This is a genomic window from Sorangium sp. So ce119 (assembly GCF_051524405.1).
Classification (GTDB): Bacteria; Myxococcota_A; Polyangia; order Polyangiales; family Polyangiaceae; genus Sorangium; species Sorangium cellulosum_G.
This window is the reverse complement of sequence record NZ_CP150310.1, coordinates 4,596,611-4,617,721: the sequence shown is the minus strand read 5'-3', so window position 1 is coordinate 4,617,721 and position 21,111 is coordinate 4,596,611. Positions and strand designations below refer to the sequence as shown.

Annotated in this window: 12 protein-coding genes and 3 pseudogenes; 4 read left to right on the top strand and 11 right to left on the bottom strand. The window is 74.8% G+C overall.

The features are described from left to right. Window positions 1-451: 451 nt before the first annotated feature. The gene (locus WME76_RS17400) at window positions 452-1,246 is read left to right on the top strand and encodes a hypothetical protein (protein ID WP_437961206.1); all 795 of its coding nucleotides are present in this window, start codon (window positions 452-454) and stop codon (window positions 1,244-1,246) included. Window positions 1,247-1,267: 21 nt separating this feature from the next. Here WME76_RS17400 and WME76_RS17395 read toward each other — a convergent pair whose 3' ends face one another. The 3 genes from WME76_RS17395 to WME76_RS17385 all read right to left on the bottom strand — a co-directional run bounded on the left by WME76_RS17395 (window position 1,268) and on the right by WME76_RS17385 (window position 5,818). Beyond that, the gene (locus WME76_RS17395; RefSeq protein WP_437961205.1) at window positions 1,268-2,509 is read right to left on the bottom strand and encodes a flavin-dependent oxidoreductase; all 1,242 of its coding nucleotides are present in this window, start codon (window positions 2,507-2,509) and stop codon (window positions 1,268-1,270) included. Between the two features lie 129 nt (window positions 2,510-2,638). Then, complete coding sequence (locus WME76_RS17390) at window positions 2,639-3,949, bottom strand: sigma 54-interacting transcriptional regulator (RefSeq protein ID WP_437961204.1); 1,311 nt, start codon at window positions 3,947-3,949, stop codon at window positions 2,639-2,641. 375 nt (window positions 3,950-4,324) lie between these two features. Continuing rightward, window positions 4,325-5,818, bottom strand: a complete 1,494-nt coding sequence (locus WME76_RS17385) for a serine/threonine-protein kinase (RefSeq protein ID WP_437961203.1) — start codon at window positions 5,816-5,818, stop codon at window positions 4,325-4,327. Between the two features lie 74 nt (window positions 5,819-5,892). Here WME76_RS17385 and WME76_RS17380 point away from each other — a divergent pair, with 74 nt between their 5' ends. Then, entirely contained in the window at window positions 5,893-10,089 is a 4,197-nt protein-coding gene (locus WME76_RS17380) for a protein kinase domain-containing protein (protein WP_437961202.1), read from the top strand. A 164-nt stretch (window positions 10,090-10,253) separates the two neighbouring features. Next, window positions 10,254-11,102, top strand: a complete 849-nt coding sequence (locus tag WME76_RS17375; protein WP_437961201.1) for a hypothetical protein — start codon at window positions 10,254-10,256, stop codon at window positions 11,100-11,102. A 75-nt stretch (window positions 11,103-11,177) separates the two neighbouring features. On the opposite strand, the gene WME76_RS17370 is transcribed toward WME76_RS17375, so the two are convergent. Continuing rightward, window positions 11,178-11,948, bottom strand: a complete 771-nt coding sequence (locus WME76_RS17370; RefSeq protein WP_437962121.1) for a DeoR/GlpR family DNA-binding transcription regulator — start codon at window positions 11,946-11,948, stop codon at window positions 11,178-11,180. A 107-nt stretch (window positions 11,949-12,055) separates the two neighbouring features. Here WME76_RS17370 and WME76_RS17365 point away from each other — a divergent pair, with 107 nt between their 5' ends. Beyond that, entirely contained in the window at window positions 12,056-13,291 is a 1,236-nt protein-coding gene (locus tag WME76_RS17365; protein ID WP_437961200.1) for an MFS transporter, read from the top strand. A gap of 125 nt (window positions 13,292-13,416) precedes the next feature. Here the strand turns inward: WME76_RS17365 and WME76_RS17360 are convergent, their stop codons facing one another. The 7 genes and pseudogenes from WME76_RS17360 to WME76_RS17330 all read right to left on the bottom strand — a co-directional run bounded on the left by WME76_RS17360 (window position 13,417) and on the right by WME76_RS17330 (window position 21,110). Continuing rightward, entirely contained in the window at window positions 13,417-14,859 is a 1,443-nt protein-coding gene (locus WME76_RS17360; protein ID WP_437961199.1) for an arylsulfatase, read from the bottom strand. Window positions 14,860-14,991: 132 nt separating this feature from the next. Next, window positions 14,992-15,612 carry a class I SAM-dependent DNA methyltransferase gene (locus WME76_RS17355; RefSeq protein WP_437961198.1) on the bottom strand — a complete coding sequence of 207 codons (621 nt, stop codon included), beginning with the start codon at window positions 15,610-15,612 and terminating at the stop codon, window positions 14,992-14,994. A 66-nt stretch (window positions 15,613-15,678) separates the two neighbouring features. Next, the gene (locus tag WME76_RS17350; RefSeq protein ID WP_437961197.1) at window positions 15,679-16,536 is read right to left on the bottom strand and encodes an alpha/beta fold hydrolase; all 858 of its coding nucleotides are present in this window, start codon (window positions 16,534-16,536) and stop codon (window positions 15,679-15,681) included. 107 nt (window positions 16,537-16,643) lie between these two features. Next, window positions 16,644-17,033: pseudogene (locus WME76_RS17345) on the bottom strand (response regulator); the annotation flags it as partial. A gap of 156 nt (window positions 17,034-17,189) precedes the next feature. Continuing rightward, window positions 17,190-17,621: pseudogene (locus WME76_RS17340) on the bottom strand (sensor histidine kinase); the annotation flags it as partial. A gap of 18 nt (window positions 17,622-17,639) precedes the next feature. Continuing rightward, a pseudogene (locus WME76_RS17335) lies at window positions 17,640-18,623 on the bottom strand (DUF4118 domain-containing protein); the annotation flags it as partial. Between the two features lie 180 nt (window positions 18,624-18,803). After that, a complete protein-coding gene (locus tag WME76_RS17330; RefSeq protein ID WP_437961196.1) occupies window positions 18,804-21,110 on the bottom strand; it encodes a response regulator in 2,307 nt (768 codons plus the stop codon). Between the last annotated feature and the right edge of the window lies 1 nt (window position 21,111).

Sequence of the window (21,111 nt, the reverse complement as noted above, 5' to 3'; positions counted from 1 at the left end):
CTGCGGCCAGCAGCGCTGCTTGCTGCAGCCACCACGCGCTGCCTGCTCCAGGCATCCTTCGCGCGCGGGGCGGACCTGGGATGCCGGGCGTCGGGCTGCCGCCTCGCCACGAAAGCCGGGCGGATCGGCGCTGCGAGGCCCTGATCCCGGGCGGCCGTCGCGCCGCTGGATCCATGGCCCGATGCCTGCTTGTCGCGCGGGCGGACGAGGCGCCGTCGCGAGCTCCGGCATTTCCGGGCGCCTCGCCGCTGTCCCAGCGTGAATCCAATGCTTCAAACGAGAAGAGAACCGCCCGTGACCGTCGTCCCGGGGGTGACCCGTGAAATCGCCGTCGCCGCTCCCGCCGTATCGCGGGCCGGGTCGCCCCGCGACGGCGCCCGGCTCAGCGCGGTCCCGGCCGCGGAAGTGCCGTTTGCGCCGGCGCAGGCGCGTGAGCGCAGAGGAGGCCAACGTGCCTGTCGCGCGAGCTGACGAAGCCGGCCAGCGCGCCGTCGATGAGGCGCTCGAGCGGGGCGAGGCGGTCGTGCTGCCGATGCCCTCGCCCCTGGCCTACGTGGTCGCCGCGAGGACGGCGATCGCCGTGAACCGGGTGAAGGGCCAGCCGGACGGCCAGCTCGTCGCCGCGTGGGAGCCGCGCTTCGACCGGATCGCGCCGCACCTCGCGCTCGACGAGGCGGAGCGCCGTCGCCTCGGCTGGCTGCTCTCGGTCGAGCGGGTGACCGCCCTCGTGCCGCACGACCGCGACGCCGGCGCGCCAGGCTGGCTCGCGCCCGCCACGCAGTACGGCATGACGCTCCTCTTCGGCGTCACGTGGGATCCCATCGCCTGGCTGCTCGAGCGCCACGCCCCGCTGTTCGTGAGCAGCGCCAACCGCCCCGGCGTGCCGCCCGCGACCGATCTGCGGCAGGTCCTTGCGGGCTTCGGTCCCGAGGTGTGGGTGCTCGACGGCGATTCCCTGCGCGATCGCGCGCGCCCGCACGCCTCCACGACGACGCTCCGCTTCGTCCCCGGCCGCGGCTGGGAGATCCACAGGCACGGCATCCAGGACGCCCTCCACGCGGCCGCCGCACGGAGCGACTACCTCGCCGACGTCCTCGCCCGCGCCGACGCCGCCCTCTTCCGCCGCCCTCTCGCCCGGCGCCATGACGGCCGGGGCGGCCGCCAGGCGAGGCGCTCGCGCACCACCGACCGCCCCGCGCTCCTCCGCGCCCCCGGCCCCCGCGGCCCAAGGCTCCAGCCAGCCTAGCTCCGCGCGTCCGAGGTTCCGTCAGGCTTCTCGCTCGGACGTCGTGGGCTCCGAGGCGGGCTTCAGGCCGCTCAGCGCCTTGTAATGGGCGGCGATGCCCTCCAACTCGCCGGGGGCGAAGACGTCCTCGATACGGTCGAAGCCGTCGGGGGCGCGCTCGTAGGCGACCTGCAGGCACTGCTCCGGACCGCTGCGGCGATTGGCCGCGACGATGGCGGCGGTGGCGGGCAGGCGCTCGGCCTCGTAGGCGGCCAGCGCTTCCACCGGATCGGCATGGGCGGCGAGCGCGCGGACCAGGGCGCGGGCGTCCAGGATGGCCTGGGTCGCCCCGTTGGAGCCGTTCGGGTACATGGGATGGGCGGCGTCGCCCAGCAGCGTCATGCGCCCATGGCTCCAGCGCGGCAGGGGATCGCGGTCGACCAGCGGGAACTCGTAGATCGCCTCGGCGCTCCGGATCAGGCCGGGCACGTCCAGCCAGCCGAAGCGCCAGTCCTCGAACCTGGGCAGGAAGTCGGCGGGGTCGCCCGGCCGGTTCCAGTCCTCCGGTCGCAGGCTCCTGGAGACCGCGAGATCGGCGGCCCAGTTGATCCTCTGGCGGCCGTCCGGCCCCGGTGGGGAAATCGGATAGACGACGAACTTCTGGTCCTGATGCCCGGCGATGATCATGCTGGCGCCGGTGAGGAAGGGCGCCGCCAGGCTGGTCCCCCGCCACAGGAGGTGACCGCCGTAGATCGGCGGCCCCTCGTCCGGATAGAGGCCGGCGCGCGCCGCCGAGTGGATGCCGTCGGCGCAGATCAGGAGGTCGGCGGCGCTCTTCCACGCCGCGCCCGCGCGATCGAGGAAGCGCGCCACGATGCGGCCCTCGTCCTCCTCGTGGCCCGATAGGCGCCGATCGCAGATCACCCGGTCAGGGCCCAGCCGCTCGACGGCCGCGTCGAGCAGCACGCCCTGCAGGGCGCCGCGGTGCAGGGAGATCTGCGGCGCGGCATGCCCGGCGAAGCGGCCGCGCGGCTCGCCCCAGATGCGCTGGCCGAAGCGGTTGAAATAGACAATCTCGCGGGTCGCCACCCCGTCGGCCAACAGGGCATCGAGCAGGCCCAGCTCGCCCAGCACCTCCACGGCGTTGGGCAGGAGGTTGATGCCGACCCCGAGCGGCAGGATGCTGGGCGCCGCCTCGAACACCGTCACCTCGTGGCCCGAGGCATGCAGCGCCAGAGCCGCGGCCAGGCCGCCGATCCCGGCGCCCGCGACGATCACTTGCATAGATCCTCCCGTAGACATGCGGCTCTACGCCGCCCCTCGTTGAAGTCCCGCCCTCTATCACGAGGGCCCCCGGAGACGGTGTGTTCACCCGGGAAGATCGCGGCGAGCGCGCGCTCGTCGCGCTCGATTCTACGACTCGCTCGCCGTGACCCCGTGTCGCCGCAGGAGCTCCCGCAGGTGGTTCCGGTCCATCCGCCCCGCCCGCGCCGCGTGCGACAGGTTCCCCCCGTTCGCGCGGATCAGCGCCTTGACGTACGCCCGCTCCCAGCGCGCCACCGTGCGCTCCTTGGCCTGGCGGAACGAGAGCGCGAGGTCGTCCGGACGGAGCGCCGGCTCCTCCTCGCCGCCCTCCCGCGGCGCGGCGTCGCCGTGCTCGCCGATGGCGGGATCGCCCGTCAGCACCGCGCGCTCCACCGCGCTGCGCAGCTCGCGGACGTTGCCCGGCCAGTCGTGATGGATCAGCCGCTCCACGAGCTCCGCCGGCGGATCCGCCCTGTCCGCGAACTGCCGGTAGTAGTGCGCGACCAGGAGCGGGATGTCCTCCCGCCGCTCGCGCAGCGGCGGCACCCGCAGCCGGACCACGTTGAGGCGGTAGAACAGGTCCGAGCGGAACGTGCCGCGGTTCACCTCCTGCCGCAGGTCGCGGTTCGTCGCCGCGATGATCCGCACGTCGAGCGGCACGGGATCCAGGCTGCCGATGCGCCGGATCGACCGCTCTTCCAGGGCGCGCAGCAGCTTCGGCTGGAGGTCGAGCCGCAGCTCGCCGATCTCGTCGAGCAGCACCGTGCCCCCGCGCGCCGCCTCGAACGCGCCGGCGCGCGCCTGCTGCGCCCCCGTGAAGGCGCCCCGCATGTGCCCGAACAGCTCGGACTCGATGAGCGTGGGCGGGATCGCGCCGCAGTCGATGACCACGAACGGGCCCGCCGCGCGCGGGCTCTGCTGGTGCAGCACCTCGGTGAGCAGCCCCTTGCCGGACCCGGTCTCGCCCTCGACGAGCACCGTCGCGTCCGACGCGGCGATCCGCGGGATCATCGCGAAGAGCCGGCGCATCGCCGTGCTCTGCCCGAGCACCCGCCCGGAGAGCACCGCGTCCCCGAGCGGCTCGCGCACCTCCTCGGGCAGGTGATCGAAATGCAGCAGCGTCTGGCCCACGCCGAACGTGGCGCCGGGGGTCAGGTACGCCGTCCCCACGCGGAACCCCGCGAGGGTGATGCCGTTCGTGCTGTCGAGATCGCGCAGCAGGTAGCCCTTGGGGGTCGCCGTGATGACGCAGTGGTGCCGCGACACCGACGGGTCGGTCAGCACGAGGTGGTTGCCCGCCGCGGTGCCGATCGAGAGCTCCGGCGCGTCGGCCACGTGGACGGCGCCCTGATCCGGGCCGCGCACCACGTGCACGCTGAACTTGCCGAACGCCACCTCGCTCGGCCGGACCTTCAGCACGGTGGTGGCGTCTGCGCCTGATGTGGGTCCCGGGCTGCTGCTCACCTGCACGACGTTACCATGGTGGACCTCGCGCGAGCAGCGTCCCGGACGCCTCGCCCCGGCGTGCTGGCCCGGGCAGGCAGGCGCTGATGCCTGCCCCAGGCAGCACCGGCGGTGGATCTTTGCACCCGCGCTCGCAGCGGCTCGCTCGTTCCGCCTTCCAGGAGTCCGGCCATGGATCCGGACAGAGATTTCAACGCAAAGGCGCAAAGGCGCAAAGACGCAAAATTAAGAACAAATACATGCATTTTTGCGCCTTTGCGCCTTTGCGCCTTTGCGTTGAATCTCTCCTCTCGCGAGGCAGATCCCTGGCAAGACTTGCGACGCGCGGTACTACGCGCCCGCCAGCACGAGCATCGCCCCCGCGGACGCCGGCGTCCCGGCGGCGATCCCCAGGCCGGCGAGCGCCTCGGGCGAGGCGAAGACGCCCTCCTCGGTCCCCTCGGGCGCCCAGCCGCCGACCTCCGCGAGCGCCCCGCCCAGGAGCTCGCCCGAGGGGCCGACGAGCAGCTCCCCCGCGTGGACGCTGAGGCGCACGTACACCCGGGGGTCGCGCCCGGGCCGCCCCGCGAGCCGCCGGAAGATCCCGAGCGCCGCGTCCACGGCGCGGCGGCGCGCCTCCCGGTCGGCGGTCGCCTCGCCGGGGCGCTCCGCCGTGAAGAGCAGGCTGTTGCCGGTCTCGGCCGCGGGGGACAGCCCGGCCTCGGAGAGCTCGGCGGCCACGAACGGCAGGATCGCCTCCAGGTCCGCGAGCAGGCGATCGTCCGGCGGATCGAGCGCCTCCGGGGCCGCGCCCACCTCGGCGTGGACGGCCACGCCGGGGCGGGCGCGCGCGCCGGGCGCCGCCTCGTCGACCACGCCGCGCGCGACCTCGAGGGCGCCGCGGAAGTCCGCGAGGAAGGCGGCGGCCGTCGGGTGGCGCGCCGCCGGCTCCTTGGCGACCGCCCGGAGGAGGACCTCGTCGAACGCCGGCGACAGCCGCGCCCGCGCGCTCGGGCGCGGCGGGCTCGCGTACAGGTGGAGCTGGCGCAGGAGCGCGCCGAGATCCCCGGCGAACAGCGGCTCGCCGACGAGCATGCGGTAGGCGAGGGCGCCGAGCGCGTAGACGTCCGCCCGGACGTCGACGGCGTGGCCGAGGAGCTGCTCGGGCGAGACGCACGAGGGGCTCCCGAGGACCTCCCGCGACGAGGTCAGCGACGGCCCGGGCGCGTCGAGCAGCTTGGCCACCCCGAAATCGAGCAGCACCACCCGGCGGCGCCCGCCCTCCTCGAGGAAGACGTTCGAGGCCTTGAGGTCGCGGTGCACGACGGCCTGGGCGTGCGCGGCCTCGAGCGCGTCGCAGAGCGGCTCCAGCACCGCGAGCGCCTCCTCGGGCGACAGGCGGCCGCGCGCGCGGAGGTGCTGATCCAGGCTGACCCCGGCGAGCAGCTCCATGGCGTAGTAGGGGCGCCCGTCCTCGAGCTGGCCCTGCTCGAAGACCTCGACGATGCCGGGGTGCCGCAGCCGCCGCACCGTCTCCACCTCGCGCTGGAAGCGGACGACGACGTCCGGCAGCACGCTGAGCTCGGGGTGCAGCACCTTCACCGCGGCGAGCGCGCCGTGGACCGCGTGCGTCGCGCGGTAGATCACGCTGAAGCCGCCCGCGCCGAGCGGCTCCTCCAGCACGTAGTCGCCCGCCCGGGCCCCGGGCGGCAGCGCGGCCACCGCGAGATCGCCGACGATCACCGCCGGGGCGGACGGCACGGCGAGCGTCGCCAGCGCGGTGCGCACCGTGGGGTCGACGCGAGACGCCGCGCCGGGGAGGGTGTCGGGGTCTTCGGTCGCCATCGACGGACCGACCGACGGTACCATAGGGGGGCGGAGAGCAGATCCCTGTCCGCCCTGCCCCAGGGAGCCACGACGTGTCCCGCTGCCCACTGTGCCACCGCCGGCTCCCTCCGGCGGGCGTTTGCCCCCGCGACGGCGGCTCGCCGCCGCCGGCGGTCGAGCGCACGCCCGAGTCGTCGGGCCGGCCGCGGGTCCCGGGCTTCCGGGTCGACGGCCTGCTCGGGCAGGGCGGCTTCTCGGCGGTGTGGGCCGCGCGGCGCGAGGCGGACGGCGCCCGCGTCGCCCTCAAGGTAGGGCGCACGGCGCGCGGGACGATCCAGGCGCGGTTCCGGCGCGAGGCGGGCGCGCTCCGGCGCGTCGGCCCGCCGCACGTCCCGCGGGTCCACGGCGAGGGGCGGCTCGACGACGGCCGCCCCTGGATCGCCATGGATCACGTCGCCGGCGAGACGCTCGCCGAGGCGCTCGCGGCGCTGCCCGGGCCCCCGGAGCCGGCCTGGGCGGCGGCGCGCGCGGCCGCGCTGCTCGACGCGCTCGCGGCCGCGCACGCGCGCGGCGTCGTCCACCGCGATCTCAAGCCGGAGAACGTGATGCTCGCGCCGCCCCGCGCGGAGGCCGCGTCGGGCCCCGCGGCAGGTGCGGCCGCCGCGCCGGCCCCGGCGGCAGGCGCCGCGCGCGCGGTGCTGCTCGACCTGGGCCTGGCGCGGCCCGCCGGCGCGTCGCGCCAGGACGACGAGGGCGAGATCACGCGCGGGGGCACGATCGTCGGCACGCCCGAGTACATGGCGCCCGAGCAGCTCCGCGCGGGCGCCGCCGTCGACGGGCGCACGGATCTGTACGCCGTCGGCGCGATCCTGTTCGAGCTGCTCACCCTGCGGCCGCCGTTCGTTGGGGACACGGGCGCGGTCGAGCACGGGCACCTCGCGCTCCGGCCGCCGCGGCCGGGCGAGCTCGCGCCGATCCCCGAGGCCCTCGAGGAGCTCGTGCTCTCGTGCCTCGCCAAGGAGCCCGACCGCCGGCCCGCGAGCGCGGCCGCGCTCCGGCGCGCGCTCGAGGAGGCGTGCCCGCTCGGCGCCGCCGCCGACGCGGAGCCGACCCCGCGGTCGTTGCCGATCGCGTCGGGGCCGCCGTCCGGTGCCGCGTCGGGGCCGCCGTCCGGCGCCGCGCCGGGGCCGCCGTCCGGCGCCGCGTCGGGGCCGCCGTCCGTCGCCGCGTCGGGGCCGCCGTCCGGCGGCGGCAGGCTCCTCGCCGAGGGGCTCCAGCCGGCCGTCGTGCTGGTCGCGGAGACCGGCGCCGCCACGCCGCTCGTGATCGGCGCGCTCACGCGCCGCAGCGGCGTCTGCGTCCGGCAGCGCGGGCGCCGCCACGTCGCCGTCTTCTCGGCCCGCGACGCCGAGCACCCCGTCCGGCTCGCGCTCGCCGCCGCGCGCGAGCTCGTCGAGCGGCACGGCGCCCGCGCCGCGCTCCACCTCGCGGGCGTGATCATCCGCCCGCGCGACCGGGGCGCGCCCGCCGTCTACGGCGCGGCGGTGGATCGCCCGGAGACCTGGCTCCCCGCCGCCCCATGGTCCGGCGTCCTGCTCACGAAGGAGCTCGAGCGCGCCCTCGCCGAGGCCGAGCCGACCTCGACCCCGACGTCGACCCACGTGGCGCGGGCGCCGGAGAGCGACGCGCCGCCGATGGTGGGGCGCTCCGAGGCGATCGCGGCGCTCGAGGCGAGCGCGGCCGCGGCGTTCAGCGGCGCGTGCCCGGCGCTCGTGACGGTGCTCGGCGACGCCGGGCTCGGCAAGACCCGCGTCGCGGCCGAGGCGGCCGCCGTGGCGCAGCGCCTGCGCCCCGACGCCGCGGCGCTCGTGGTGCGCGCGGCGCAGCCCCTGCCGGGCGAGGCGAGCAAGGACACCGCGGAGATCCTGCGCTTCGCGCTCTCCGCGCCCGCCGCGGCGCCGGCCGACCCCCGCGCGTTCTGCGAGGCGCGGCTCGGCCCCGAGATCGGCGCCTCGACCTTCGCGTCCGTCGCCGCGGCGCTCGGGTGGGCGCTCCCCGGGGCCGCGCGCGCCGCGCCCGCCGCGACGCCCCACCACGTGGCGCGGGCGATCGCCGAGGGGCTGCGCCGCCGCGCGCGCCGCGCCCCGGTCGCCGTGATCGTGGACGACGCGCAGTGGGCGGACGTCACCGTGCTCGACGCGCTCGAGGTCGCGACGCTCGACGGCACCGGGGTGGCGCTCTGGGCCGCGGTCGTCGCGCACCCGCGCTTCGAGCGGCTCCGCCCCACCTGGGGCGCCCGGACGCAGCGCGCCGACCGGGTGACGCTCGCCCCGCTCGACGAGGCCGCCGCGTCGGAGCTCGCGGCGCGGCTCCTCCTCCCCGCGGCGTACCCCCCGGCCGACGTGCTCCGGGGGCTCGCGCGCTGGGCCGGCGGCAACCCGGGCTGCCTCGCCGCGATCATCCGGTCGCTCAAGCAGGCCGGGCTCGTGCGCCGCCGCCCCGGGGGCGGCGACTACTGCGTCGAGGCGTCGGCGCTCGAGGGCCTGCCGGTCTCCCCGGCGTGGCAGTGGCTGGCGATGCGCCAGCTCGGGGCGCTGCCGCAGGAGATCGCCGCGCTCGCGCGGCTCTGCGCCGTGCTCGGCGAGTCGTTCACCCGGGCCGAGCTGGAGTGGGTGCAGGACGCCGTCGACCGGGTCCGCGGCGCCGGGACGCCGGTCGACGCGGGGTACGGGCTCGGCGTGCTCGTCGAGCGGGGCATCATCGCGCGCGGCGACGGCGGCGACGACGGCGACGGCGGGGCGCGGGGCGCGCGCGGGGGCGCCGAGCGGTGGTGGTTCCAGAGCGGCCTCTTCCGCGACGCTGTGTACGAGACGCTGGATCCCGAGCACCGCGCGCAGATCCACCGGCACGCGCTCGCCTTCTGGCGGGCGCGGGTCGAGCGCGAGCGCCCTCCGGCGCAGCCGGCGCCGGAGGAGCTCGAGCCGCTGGCCCGGCACGCGGCCGCGTGCGGGGCGGGGGAGGAGGCGGCGGAGGCGCACCTCCGGCTCGGGGATCTCGCGTTCGCGCGGCACCGGCACGTCGAGGCGGAGCGCTGCTACACCGCCGCGCTCAAGCTGGCCGGCGAGGACGATCGCCGCGGGCGCGCGCGCGCGCTGGCCGGGCGCGGGCGGATCCGCTACCGGCTGCACCTCATCGAGGAGGCCATGGCCGATCTCTCCGCGGCGCTCGAGCTCGCGGGCTCCGACGCGGAAGCCGAGCTGCGCGCGGACGTCCTGCTCGAGGAGGCGACGGCGCTCGACTGGACGGGCGCCTACGAGGCGTCGTCGGCGCGCGTCGCGCTGGCGCGGCCGCTCGTCGAACCCGCGCGCTCGCCGCGGCTCTCGGCGCGCCTCTGCGTGGCGGAGGGGCGCACGCGCCTGCGGCGGGCCGAGGTCGCGGAGGCGATCGCGCTCCTCTCGGAGGGGGCGTCGCTGGCCGAGTCGGCCGGGGACGAGGAGAGCCGGATCATCGCGCTCGTGCTGCTGTCGACCGAGCTCGCGCACGCGGGCCGCTTCGCCGAGGCGGAGCGGCGGGCCGAGGAGGCGATCGCGCTCTGCGAGCGCGCCGAGGACCTGCCGCACCTGTGCGTCGCGATCATGAACCGCGTCGTGCTCTGGACGCTGAAGAAGGATCTGCCGCGGGCGACCGCGGATCTCCGGCGCGCGATCGCGCTCGCGCGGGAGATCGGCAACCCGTGGCTGGAGCGCGTCGCCACGTACAACGTCGCCGAGCTCCTCTACTGGAGCGACCAGCAGGACGAGGCCCTCTCGCTCGCGCGCCGCGCGCACACGCTCGAGCAGCGGTTCGTGGATCGCCCCGTGCCGGACTGCTCGCTGCTCCTCGCGCGCATCCTCGCGGCGCGGGGGGAGCTCGACGAGGCGCGGCGCCTGCTCGCGTGGATCGCCGGCGCGTGCCCGCCGGAGCCGTCGGCGAGGGCGGCGCACGGCTGCTTCCTGCTGCTGCGCTGCCTCCTCTCGGATGACGCCTCGGACGGCGAGCCGCGCGCGCTGCTGCTCGGCGGGCTCGACGAGGCGGAGCTCGAGGCGGGCCCGTTCCTGTTCGCCGACGAGCTCCTCGAGGTCCTCTCCTGGCGCGGTCGTGCGGCAATACGCCACGGTCTGGTCGAGGTCGCCGCCGCGAGCCTGGACCGGGCCGGCGGGCTCCTGGCCGAGCATCCCGCCTGGCGGGCCCGGTTCGACGCGCTGGCGCGCGGCCTCGATGCGCTGCGCGCTGCCGGGCGCGGCGGCTGATCCTGCATGGCGCGCCGCTGACGAGCCTGCTCGATGACCGGCTGAGCCCGGTCCTCGCGGGCCGCGCGCGTACCGGGGCGACCGATCAGGCCCGGCGCCGGACCGGGATTTGCTTGCTCCCGGTGCGAGGCGCACGCACGTGCGCCTGAGATGGAGGACAGTGCATGCTTTGCTTGAGGGTCAACGCTGCCGGGGTGATCGGGTTCTGCTTGCTTGCGGCCGGGTGCGGAGCGGCGCCGGCGGACGACGGCGAGACGGTCCTGGCCGCGGAGCAGGGGATCATCGTGATGAACGGCCTCGATCCCGCCTTCTTCTGGGAGCCCTCGACGCAGCAGGCGCTCCGCGCGCTGGCGCGGGCGCCGCTGCCGGACGCGATGGGCGGCTCCAGGGCGGCCGTGCTCCTCTCGACGAGCGAGGGCAGGCACCTCGTCGAGCGCGTGATCGCCTGCGCCCTGCCCGATGGGGCGGCGCTGGAGACGTCCTCGGGGCGGTCCTTCGGCGGGTCGATCGGGCTCGCGCCGCGGTGGTCCTCCGCGCCGCTCTCGGACGCCGCCGCGCGGCGCTGGATGACGGCTTGCCTGCTGCAGTCGCTGAACGCGACGGGCGCGAGCGTCGCGATCCACCTGACCGGCGGCCACCCGGCCCTGGCCGACGCGCCGGACAGCGAGGCGGCGGAGTACACGGTCCGGGACGCGATCATGTTCGGTGATCTCTTCGACCAGGTCCGGCCGACCGCCTACGCGTGCGCCGACAACGCGCTGGTCGACGCGTGCGGCGTGGCGCTGAGCACGAGGACGTTCCAGCGCATCTGCGGGCAGTCGCCCTCGTGCGGGATCACCGTGCTCGGCCATTGCGACGCTGTCTGCGACAGGGACAGCGCGGGCGCGCCGACCTGCGGCGCCGGCAGGGCGGTGTACCCTGAGTCCATCGCGTCGAGCCTGGAGCCCCTCGTCGCGCTCTCCGGGGGGGGCCTGAGCTGCGGTGTCCTGGATCTGCTCTCGGGGTTGCTGTAGTCGCGCGGCGAGGTGCCTGGCCGGCGCCTGCCGTCTCTCGGCTCCTCGTCGCCCCGTGGCCAGCCGATCGACGCTTCAGGCAGGCTCCGCCTCGACGTCCTGCGTGACCGTGACGCCCGCCTCCCGGTACGGCGCGAGCACCTCCTTCGGCACGCCGCGCTCCGTGAAGAGCCACGTGAGCTCGCTCAGCGGGGCGACGACGTACGCTGACGCGGTGCCGAGCTTGTCCGCGGTTACCAGCGCGACCACCTCGGCCGAGGCCTCGACCATGGCCCGCTTCACATACGACTCGTCCAGGTCCACGGTGGTGATCCCGAACGTCGGGTCGAGGGTGCACACGCCGAGGTAGCAGAGGTCCGCCCGGATCTGGCGCACGCCCGCGATCGTCACCGCGTCGGCGGCGGCCAGCGGGTCCTTGCGCATGCGCCCGCCGAGCAGGACCACCTCGACGCGCGGGTGCTCGGAGAGGGCGATGGCGACAGGAGGGCTGTTGGTCACGATCGTGGCCTCGAGATCGCGCGGGAGGTGGCGCGCGACGGCCACGTTCGTCGTGCCGCTGTCGATGAACACCACCTGCCCCGGCTTGATCAACGTGGCCGCGGCCCGCGCGAGCCCTTCCTTGACGCGCGGCTGCTGCCGCTCCCGCGCGGGGAAGCTCGGGTTCACCCGCGCGAGCGGCAGGCCGCCGCCGTGCACGCGCTGCAGCAGCCCCTCGTTCGCCATCTCGCGCAGGTCGCGCCGGATCGTGTCCTCCGAGACGCCGAACGCGCGGCTCAGCTCCGCCGCGACCACCTTCCCATCACGTTCCAGCACCGCGAGAATTTCCCGGCGCCTTTCGGCCACCATCAGGCCCGAGCTGTCTGCTTGGTTTTGCACGATCGTTCCTGTTTGTTCACGAAGCCGCTTGCCTTGGCCGTGGCCGGCTGCATGATTGTTCCCTGATGTTCACGAAAATGCACGAAAGTTCGGAGGAGCTTCCTGCCCTCTCCACGGCGCAGGCCAGGCGCGCCGTCTCGGTCATGTTCCTGGCGAACGGCATCGCCTTCGCTTCCTGGGCCGCGCGCGTCCCCGCGGTGCGCGAGCGGCTCGGGCTGCGCGACGGCGAGCTCGGCCTGGCCCTGCTCGGCGTGGCCTGCGGCGCGATCCTCGCCTTCCGCGCCGCCGGGCCGCTCGTCGCGCGCCTCGGGAGCCGGCGTGTCACCCGCGTCTCGGCCATGCTGCTGTGCGCGGCGCTGCCCCTGCCGGCGCTCGCGCCGTCCTTCGCCGCGCTCGTCGCGGCCCTCGTGCTGCTCGGCATGACCAACGGCCTCATGGACGTCGCGATGAACGCGCAGGCCGTCGAGGTCGAGCGGCGCCACGGCCGCCCGATCCTCGCCTCGGTCCACGGCATGTTCAGCCTCGGCGGGCTGATCGGCGCGGCCCTCGGGGCGCTCGCGGCCGGCCTGGCGGTGTCGCCGGCGGTGCACCTGCTCGCCGTCGCCGCCGTCCTCGCCGTGGTCGTCCTCGACGCCGGCGGCGCGCTCTCGGCCGACGCGCGCCCCGAGCCCGCGGTCGCCGCGGGCGCGGGCGCCTCCGGGGGGAGCCGCTCGACCCGGATCCTCCTGCTCGGCCTCATCGCGTTCTGCTCGTCCGTGGGCGAGGGCGCCATGGCCAACTGGTCGGCCGTCTATCTCCGCGACGAGCTCCACACCACCGCGGCCGTGGCCGCGACCGGCTACGCCGTCTTCTCGCTCGCGATGCTCGTCGGGCGGTTCTCCGGGGACGGGCTCACGCAGCGCTTCGGCGCCGAGCGGCTCGTGCGCGCGGCGGCCCTCCTCGTCGCGGGCGGGCTGGGCGCGGCGCTTGTCGTCAACGTCCCGATCGCCCTGCTGCTGGGCTTCGGGTGCGTGGGCGCCGGCCTGTCCGTCGTGGTGCCGCTGGTCTTCCGCGCCGGGGCGAGCGCTCCCGACGTGGCGCCCGGAAAGGCGCTGGCGACGCTCGCCACCCTGTCCTACGGCGGCTTCCTCGTGGGGCCGCCGCTCATCGGCCTGCTCGCCGACCGCTTCACCCTGCGGGGCGGGCTCGCCGTCGTCGTGGCGCTGGTCCTCGTGATCGTCGCCCTGGCCCCGGTGGTCGCGCGCGGACCTGCCGCCCGCTCGTCCGCCGCCTGCCTGCCCGCCGGACGCCCGCGCGCGATCAGGGCGCACTGACCGCGGCCGTCGCCCGCATCGAGCGCTCTTCCCGTGCCGGGGAGAGACAGCGCCGGGAAGAGAACGCGATCGTCGCGGTCGCCTGCCAGCCAGGCAGAGGAACGACGACGAGGCGGAGCGGCCGCTCAATCCGACATCCGTTCCATTCGCTGGAGGATGGTGTCCAGGTTCCATGTCTCCGGCTTGTGCCGGGGAGGGAACTCCTGGAACGAAGCGATGAATTGCTTCGCGAGCTCGATGGCCGGCGCGATCACGAAGGCGTGATCGATGCGCCACTTGTCGTAGAAGATGCTGCCCAACTCGGCCCTCTCGAAGGGATCGGCCCGGAGGTCGACGAGCTTGGGCAGCCGGAGCGGGACGAACGGCTCCTGCCAGACACGAAGCCCGCTGGCGCGCTGCTCGGCGAAGACGATCTTCCAGCGATCGTGGCGGAGGGCGACGAGCTGCCCCTCGTCGTTCACGTAGAAGAACGCGCGCCGCGCGCTCGGGCCCTGGCCGGAGAGCAGCGCGAGCTGATCGTGGCCGTCGAGGTGGACCTTGAACGTCCTGTCGCCGGCGCGGCACCCCGCGAGCAGCCGCTGCTTCACGTCGCGGAGCCCCGCCGCCGCGGCCAGCGTCGGGAACCAGTCCTCGGACGCGATGAGCGAGGTGTTGACCTGACCGGGGGAGATCACGCCGGGCCAGCGGACGAGGCAAGGCACGCGATAGGCACCCTCGTACTGGGTGTTCTTCTCGCCCCGGAACGGCGTGGTGCCGCCGTCGGGCCAGGTGAACGCCTCGGCGCCGTTGTCGGTCGTGTAGATGACGAGGGTGTCCCCGGAGAGGCCGAGCTCGTCGAGCTTGCGCAGCAGGCTGCCGACGTGCCCGTCGTGCTCGACCATGCCGTCGGCGTGGATGCCGAGCCCGGTCTTGCCCTGCGACTCCGCCTTGAGGTGGGTCCAGATGTGCATGCGCGTGCTGTTGAACCAGACGAAGAAGGGACTCTCGGACCTCTGCGCCCGCTCGATGAAGTCCACGGCAGCGGCGAGGGTCTCCTCGTCGATGGTCTCCATGCGTTTCCTGGTGAGCGGGCCCGTGTCCTCGATCCGCTGCCCGCCCTGACCATCAGCCCAGGCGTGGAGCACGCCCCGCGGTCCGAATTTCGCGCGGAACTCCGGGGCCTCAGGGTAATCCGGGTGCTCGGGCTCCTCCTCGGCGTTGAGGTGGTAGAGGTTGCCGAAGAACTCGTCGAACCCGTGCATCGTGGGCAGGTGCTCGTCCCGATCACCGAAATGGTTCTTGCCGAACTGCCCGGTGGTGTAGCCGAGCTGCTGGAGGATCTCGGCGATGGTGGGATCTTTGTCGCTGATGCCCCGCTTCGCGCCCGGGATCCCGATCTTGGTAAGGCCGGTCCGGAGCGGTGTCTGGCCCGTCATGAGCGCGGCGCGCCCGGCCGTGCAGCTTTGCTGTCCGTAATAGTCTGTGAAGAGGACCCCTTCTCGCGCGATACGGTCGATGTGGGGCGTCTCGTAGCCCATCATCCCCCGGTTGTACGCGCTCAGGTTGAACCAGCCGATGTCGTCTCCCATGATGATCAGGATATTCGGCCGATCCCTGCTTCCCGCGCGCGCGCGGGCATTGCCATGCAGGCGTCTGGGCTTCTGACGCATGTCTCCACCATGGGGCCGGACGCCTGGCGCTGGAACCCCACCGGCCGGACATCAGCGCTTGCGCCACACCGTCGCGAGCCACGGCTGCTGCGCGCGGGGAAGGCCTGCCGGCCGGTAGTAGTGCTGGATCTCCTCGAATCCCGCGGTCGTCACGTGGTCGCGCCACCGCTCGAGCGACCAGTAGCAGCCGTACCGGTCGCCGGACCACCCCTCCCGGTCGTCGCCGCGCGGGTTGGAGCTGAAGAGGACGCCGCGCGGGCGGAGCGCGGCGTGGAGCTCGCGGAGCACGCGCGGCAGCTCGGCGCTCGGCACGTGGAACAGCGACGCGTTGGCGAAGATCCCGTCGAAGCGCTCGGCCCCGAGATCGAGGCGCAGGAAGTCCTGGTGGAGCACCTCGCAGCCCGCGTGCCGCCGCGCCATCTCGACGAACCGCGCCGACCCGTCGAGCCCGACGGGGACGTGCCCCGCGGCGCGGAACGCGGCGAGGTCGCGCCCCGGGCCGCAGCCGAGATCGAGGATCGTGAACGGGCCCGGCCCCTCCAGCGCCGCGAGCAGCGCGGCGCGGTTCTGCGAGACGTCATGATCCCGGGTGCCCTCCCAGAACGACAGGGCGTGATCGTCGTAGTGACCTAAAGTCCTCGCGGTGAGGCGAGCGGCGTCGTCGTCGCGCATGGCCGCAGTGTGGGCCGCGCGCGCCCCGGCGGAAAGGCGCTCATGCGATCGAGCGGCCGGGCTGCGTCACGCGGCGGTGAGCCAGGCCTCGAGCTGCTCGGTGAACCGGGCCGGTGCGTCCATCATCAGCCAGTGGCCCGTCCCTCGCAGCACGGCGGCCTCCAGCGCGGGCCTGAGCACATGCAGGCTGAACGGCCGCGCGTTCGAGGGAGCGACGATGGCGTGGGCGCGGGAGCCCGGGGCGGCGAGGTAGCGGTCCAGCGTGTCCACGGCGGGGAACTCGATCATGCTGCGGTACATGCCGAGCAGCCGGTCGCGCGGCGTGGCGGCGAGGCGGCCCAGCACCACGTCCCGCGTCGCCGGCGCGCTGCCCACGAGCGCCCCATCGAACCCCGCGCGGGTGGCGGTGCGCCAGTCGTCCGTCTCGAACGCGGCCCGCATGGGCGAGAGCTGCTGTTCGCGGATCTCGGCCGGGAGCTGCGTGAAGTCGCCGGGCGGGTCGACGAGCACGAGCCGCGCGACGCGCTCCGGGTGGGCGGCCGCGGCGGCGATGGCCACGAGCGTGCCGAAGCTGTGGCCGACGAGCGCCACGCGCGGAAGGTCCAGGGCGTCGAGCACCGCGAGCACGTCGGCCGCGCACGCGGCAGGCGAGTAGTCCGCGTCGGGCGGGGCCTCGGACGCGCCGTGGCCCCTCAGATCGATGGCGACGGCGCGGCGCCTGCCCGCGAGGTGCGCGAGCGGCGCCTCCCAGAAGCCGACGTGGCCGACCATCCCGTGCACGAGCACGAGCGGCAGCGCGTCGCCCGCGGGCCCATCGCCCGGCGTCGGCGCGGCGCCCGCGGCTGGATGAGCGCCTGCGGCTGGATGATCGACGATGTGGAGCGCGCCCGCGGGGCCCGCGATGATCTGGGAACGCGTGTGCATCGGTCGCCTCGGTGTGTGTGGCCGCGTGAAGGAACCGTGTTGCGCTGGGAGGGCGCAGGGTAGGCGAGGCCCCTCGTCCAGGGCAACACGGCGGTCGCCTCGGCGCGTCACGGCGCAGCAGCGCGCGCTCGGGCAGGGCTGGGGGGCAGCCCCGCGACCAGGCTGCTCACGACCTCGGAGAGCTCGGCGGCGACGATGGGCTTCGTGAGGTACACCTGAAAGCCGGACGCGAGCGCCCGCTGGCGATCCTCGCGCCGCGCGTACGCCGTGATCGCGATGGCCGGAATGGCGCCCCCCGCGTCCGGCGCGAGCGCGCGCACCTTGCGCATCAGGGAGAAGCCGTCCTCGTGGGGCATCGCCAGATCCGAGATCAGGATGTCGGGGCGAAACTCGACGAGCGCCCGGAGCGCCTCCTCTGCCGATCGCACCACCCGGGGCTCGACGCCCAGCTCCCGGAGCATGGCGCCGGCGATCTCGCCCGCGTCGTCCTCGTCGTCGACCACGAGGACGCGGAGCCCGTCGACGCGCCGCTCGGGCGCTCCCGGCGGCGCGCGCCCGGGGGCCGCGCTGTCGCGCGTCCGGACGAGGCCGTCGTCGCCCGTCTGCGCGGGGCCGGCGACGGGCAGCGCGACATCGAACGTCGCGCCTCGTCCCTCGCCCTCGCTGCGGGCCGAGATCGTCCCGCCGTGCAGCTCGACCAGGTGGCGGACGATGGCGAGCCCGAGGCCGAGCCCGCCGTGGCGGCGCGTCGTCGAGCCGTCGGCCTGGCTGAAACGATCGAAGACGAACGGCAGGAAATCGGGGCGGATGCCTTGCCCCGTGTCGCTGACCTCGATGTGGAGATCCGCGCCTCGCTGGGCGACCGCGACGCGCACCACCCCGCCCGTCGGCGTGAACTTGATCGCGTTGGAGACGAGGTTCCAGCACACCTGCTGGAGACGCGTGGAATCGCCCAGGATCCGGGCGTCCCGCGCCTCGACGGCGAGCTCGAGCGCGACCCCCTTCGCGTCGGCTGCGGGGCGCACGGACTCGACCGCAGCCCCGATGACCGCGCCGGCGTCGATGAGGTGCCTGTCGAGCCGCACCTTGCCGGCGATGATCCTGGACACGTCGAGGATATCCTCGACGAGCCGCGCCTGAGACCGGGCGCTGCGCTCGATGGCCTGCAGCCCGCGCGCCCTCTGCTCGGGCGCGGCGGCCTTCGCCTGGAGCAGGTGCGACCAGCCGAGGATCGCGTTGAGCGGCGTCCGCAGCTCGTGGGAGACCGTCGCCAGGAACTCGTCTTTCAGCCGATTGGCCTCCTCCGCCTCGGCGCGCGCGCGGCGCTCGCTCGCGAAGAGCGCCGCGCGCTCCTCTTCCGCCCGCTTGCGCGCCGTGATGTCGCTGAAGTGGACGGCGATCCCGTCATGGAGCTGCACGATCATGATCCGGAACCAGCGGCGGCGCTCCTCCTCGCCCCAGGGCAGCTCGACGTCGACGGGATCGCCCGTCTCGACCACGCGCGCGCACCGCGCGAAGAGGTCGTGTTTCGTCTTCTCGCCCGGCAGCATCTGGAGAAGACCCCGACCCACCAGGCGCTCCGGGGCGCACAGCAGCATGCCGGCCGCGGCGGGGTTCACGTACTCCCACCGGAAGTCCACGATGCTCCCCTGCGCGTCCCGAACGGCCCACAGCGTCACGAACCCGTCGAGCGAGTGATCCTGCGCGATCCGCAGCCGCTCCGCGCTGCGCGCGGCGAGCCGCCTGGCCCTGTGCAGGTTCTCGGCCAGGAGCGAGCTCATCACGGAGGTGACGACGAACGTGCCGAGCTGTACCGTGCCGTGAACCGGGGGAGGCGCGAACGAGTGATATGGAATCAGGAAGAAATACCAGACGAAGGCCGCGCAGAGGGCCGTCGTGACGAGGCCGGCCTCGAGGCCCCCGAACCAGGCGCTCGCCACGACCGCTGGAAAATAGAGGATGAATGGCACCTCGTCTCCGAGGACCGAGTGGAGCGAGAGCCTCAGCGCGATCGCGATTCCCGTGATGAGCACGGCGGCGCCGTAACGCACCGGAGCAGAGCGCTTCCTGGTCGCCGTGCTCGCCATGCGCTGACTCCAGGCCACGGGCGGTGCTTAACCCGGCATCGCGGCCCGGTCGAGCCGCGATGCCGTCGCGCGTGACGAACGGACACGGCCAGTGGGCGCCGTGGCCGGCTCCCCGTGACGGGACTCCCCATCAGCACGGGGCGCCGCCATGACAGGAGTCCGCGCGCCCGCGCGTCGCCGCTACGCCTCGGCGCGGTGGAGCTCTTGCACGAGGGCCGCGAGCCCGGGCGGCGAGGACGTGAAGTGGATGCGCACCACGTCGTCGGCGCGCGGGTCGAGCTCGATCACCTTCGCGTGCAGCTCGCCGCCGAGCTGCTCCGCGAGCGCGACCGACGGGTGGAGCTGGAGGTTGGTGAAGGGCGCGGGGCGGGGGTGTAAGCGCAGCACGGCGCCGAAAGGCGAGAGCCCGAGGATGTAGGCGGACTGCGGCTCGCCCTCCACGCGCTTGCCGGCGAGGCGCGCGCACACCACGGGCAGCGGCGACGAGAGCGGCAGGATCTCGACGCGCCGCTCGGGCAGGTAGAGCCGCTCGGGGTTGTCGAGGCCCAGCACCTCGTGGACCAGCACCCGCGTCGAGAACCCCTTGACGGACAGCGCGTGGCTCTGGCCGAGCAGGAGGCCGGAGCCGGCGGCGCGGCGCGTGCCGTCCGCGATGAGGATCTGGCGCCCCACCGTGCACGACTCGATGCGCGACGTCAGGTTGACCTGGGCGCCGACCACGCCGTATTTCGTCCGCGCCTCGGAGCCGATGTTGCCCACGACGACCGGGCCGGTGTTGAGCGCGATGCCCATCTGCAGCGTCGGCAGGCCGTCCGCGCTGTTCCTGTCGTTCACCGCGTCCATCGCGAGCTGCATCTCGATCGCGCACGCGACCGCGCGGCGCGCGTCGTCGCCCGTCGAGAACGGCGCGCCGAAGAGCGCGAGGATCGCGTCCCCGATGAACTCGATGATCGTGCCGCCGCGCGCGATGATGATGCGCGCCATCTCGCCGAGATAGCCGTTCAGGAGCCGCATGACGACGTCGGGCGGCATGTTCTCGGTCATCGTCGTGAAGCTCCGGAGGTCCGTCATCATGATCGTCACGTCGCGCTCCTCGCCGCCGAGGAGCTGGGCCTCGGGCGAGGAGAGCAGGCGGCTCACGACCTCGTCGCTCAGGTAGCGGCCGAACGTCTTGCGGATGAACTCGCTCTTGATCGACAGCTCCGCGGCGAGCTGCGAGAGCTGCTCGCGCGAGCGCTTCAGCGTGAGCTGCGTGTCGAGGCGCCCGAGCAGGATGTCGAAGTCGATCGGCTTCGTGACGTGATCGTTGGCGCCGAGCCGGAGCGACTCCACCACGTCCTCGCTCGCGCCCCGCGTGGTCACCATGATCACGGGCAGCTCCGCCTGCGACCGGCTCTGGCGCAGCGCGGAGAGCACGCCGAGGCCGCTGATGCCGGGCATGTTCACGTCGAGCAGCACGGCGTCGAAGCGCTCGCGCGCGGCCAGGCCGAGCGCGCGCGGGCCGTCCTCGGCGGCGATCGCGCGGAAGCCGTTGTTCTGCAGCACCCGGCAGAGCACGTCGCGGTTGCCGCGGCTGTCGTCGACGACGAGGATGGCGCCGCGCCCGCCGCCCTCGAGCTCCGCGTGGAGCGCCGGCTCCTCGTGCGGGGAGGAGGGGACGCTGACCTTCACGCTCGAGGGCGCGTCGTCCTCGCCGCCCCCGTTCTCCATCGCCTGGACGATGCCGAGCAGCTTGCGCGAGGCGAGCTCGATGTTGCGGATGTCCTCGATGTGCTGCGGCGCGACCTTGCCCTGCAGCGACGCGACGAGCAGGCGCGTGTAGCCGAGGATCTGGTTGATGGGCGTGTACGGGTCGTGCCCGCCGCCGTGCGGCTCGTGGAGCCGCTGCGGCTCGCGCCGGGCGGCCGGCGCGGGCTGGTGCGCGGCGGCCGAGGCGACGGCCGCCACGCGCCTGCCCGGCGACGAGGCCGGCGCGTGGCCGCGGCTCGTGTCCTCGAAGCGCGACACCTCCGGCACGCGCGAGCTCGGCGGCTCGGGCGGCTGGGTCGCGGGCAGCGTGGCGGGCGGCGCCTCCGCGTCCCAGGTGGCGAACGGATCCTGCGCCGCGAGGCCGCTGCGCGCCGCGGCAGCGGCCACGGCCGCGGCGCCCGGCCGATCGCGCCAGCCGCGCGCGTCCTGCGGCGGAGATCCGACGAGCGGCGCGAGCGGCGCGCTCGGCCGGTCCCGCCGGAGGCGCGCGTCGGTCGGGAAGTGGCTGCCCCGCGCGGGGGCCGGCACGTGCTGCGGGGGCGGGAGCGTGCTGCCGCCGCGGTTCGATTGCGGCGCCGGCGGCAGGCAGCTCGAGTTGTTGCGCGGCGGGTGCGGCGCCGGCGGCAGGCAGCTGCTGTTGCTGCGCGGCGGGCTCGGATCCGGCGAGCTCCCTCGCGACGGCACGGGGCTCATCGGTGCCTTCTTGTGCGCGTCCTTGTCGGAGGGCGATCGGCTCATA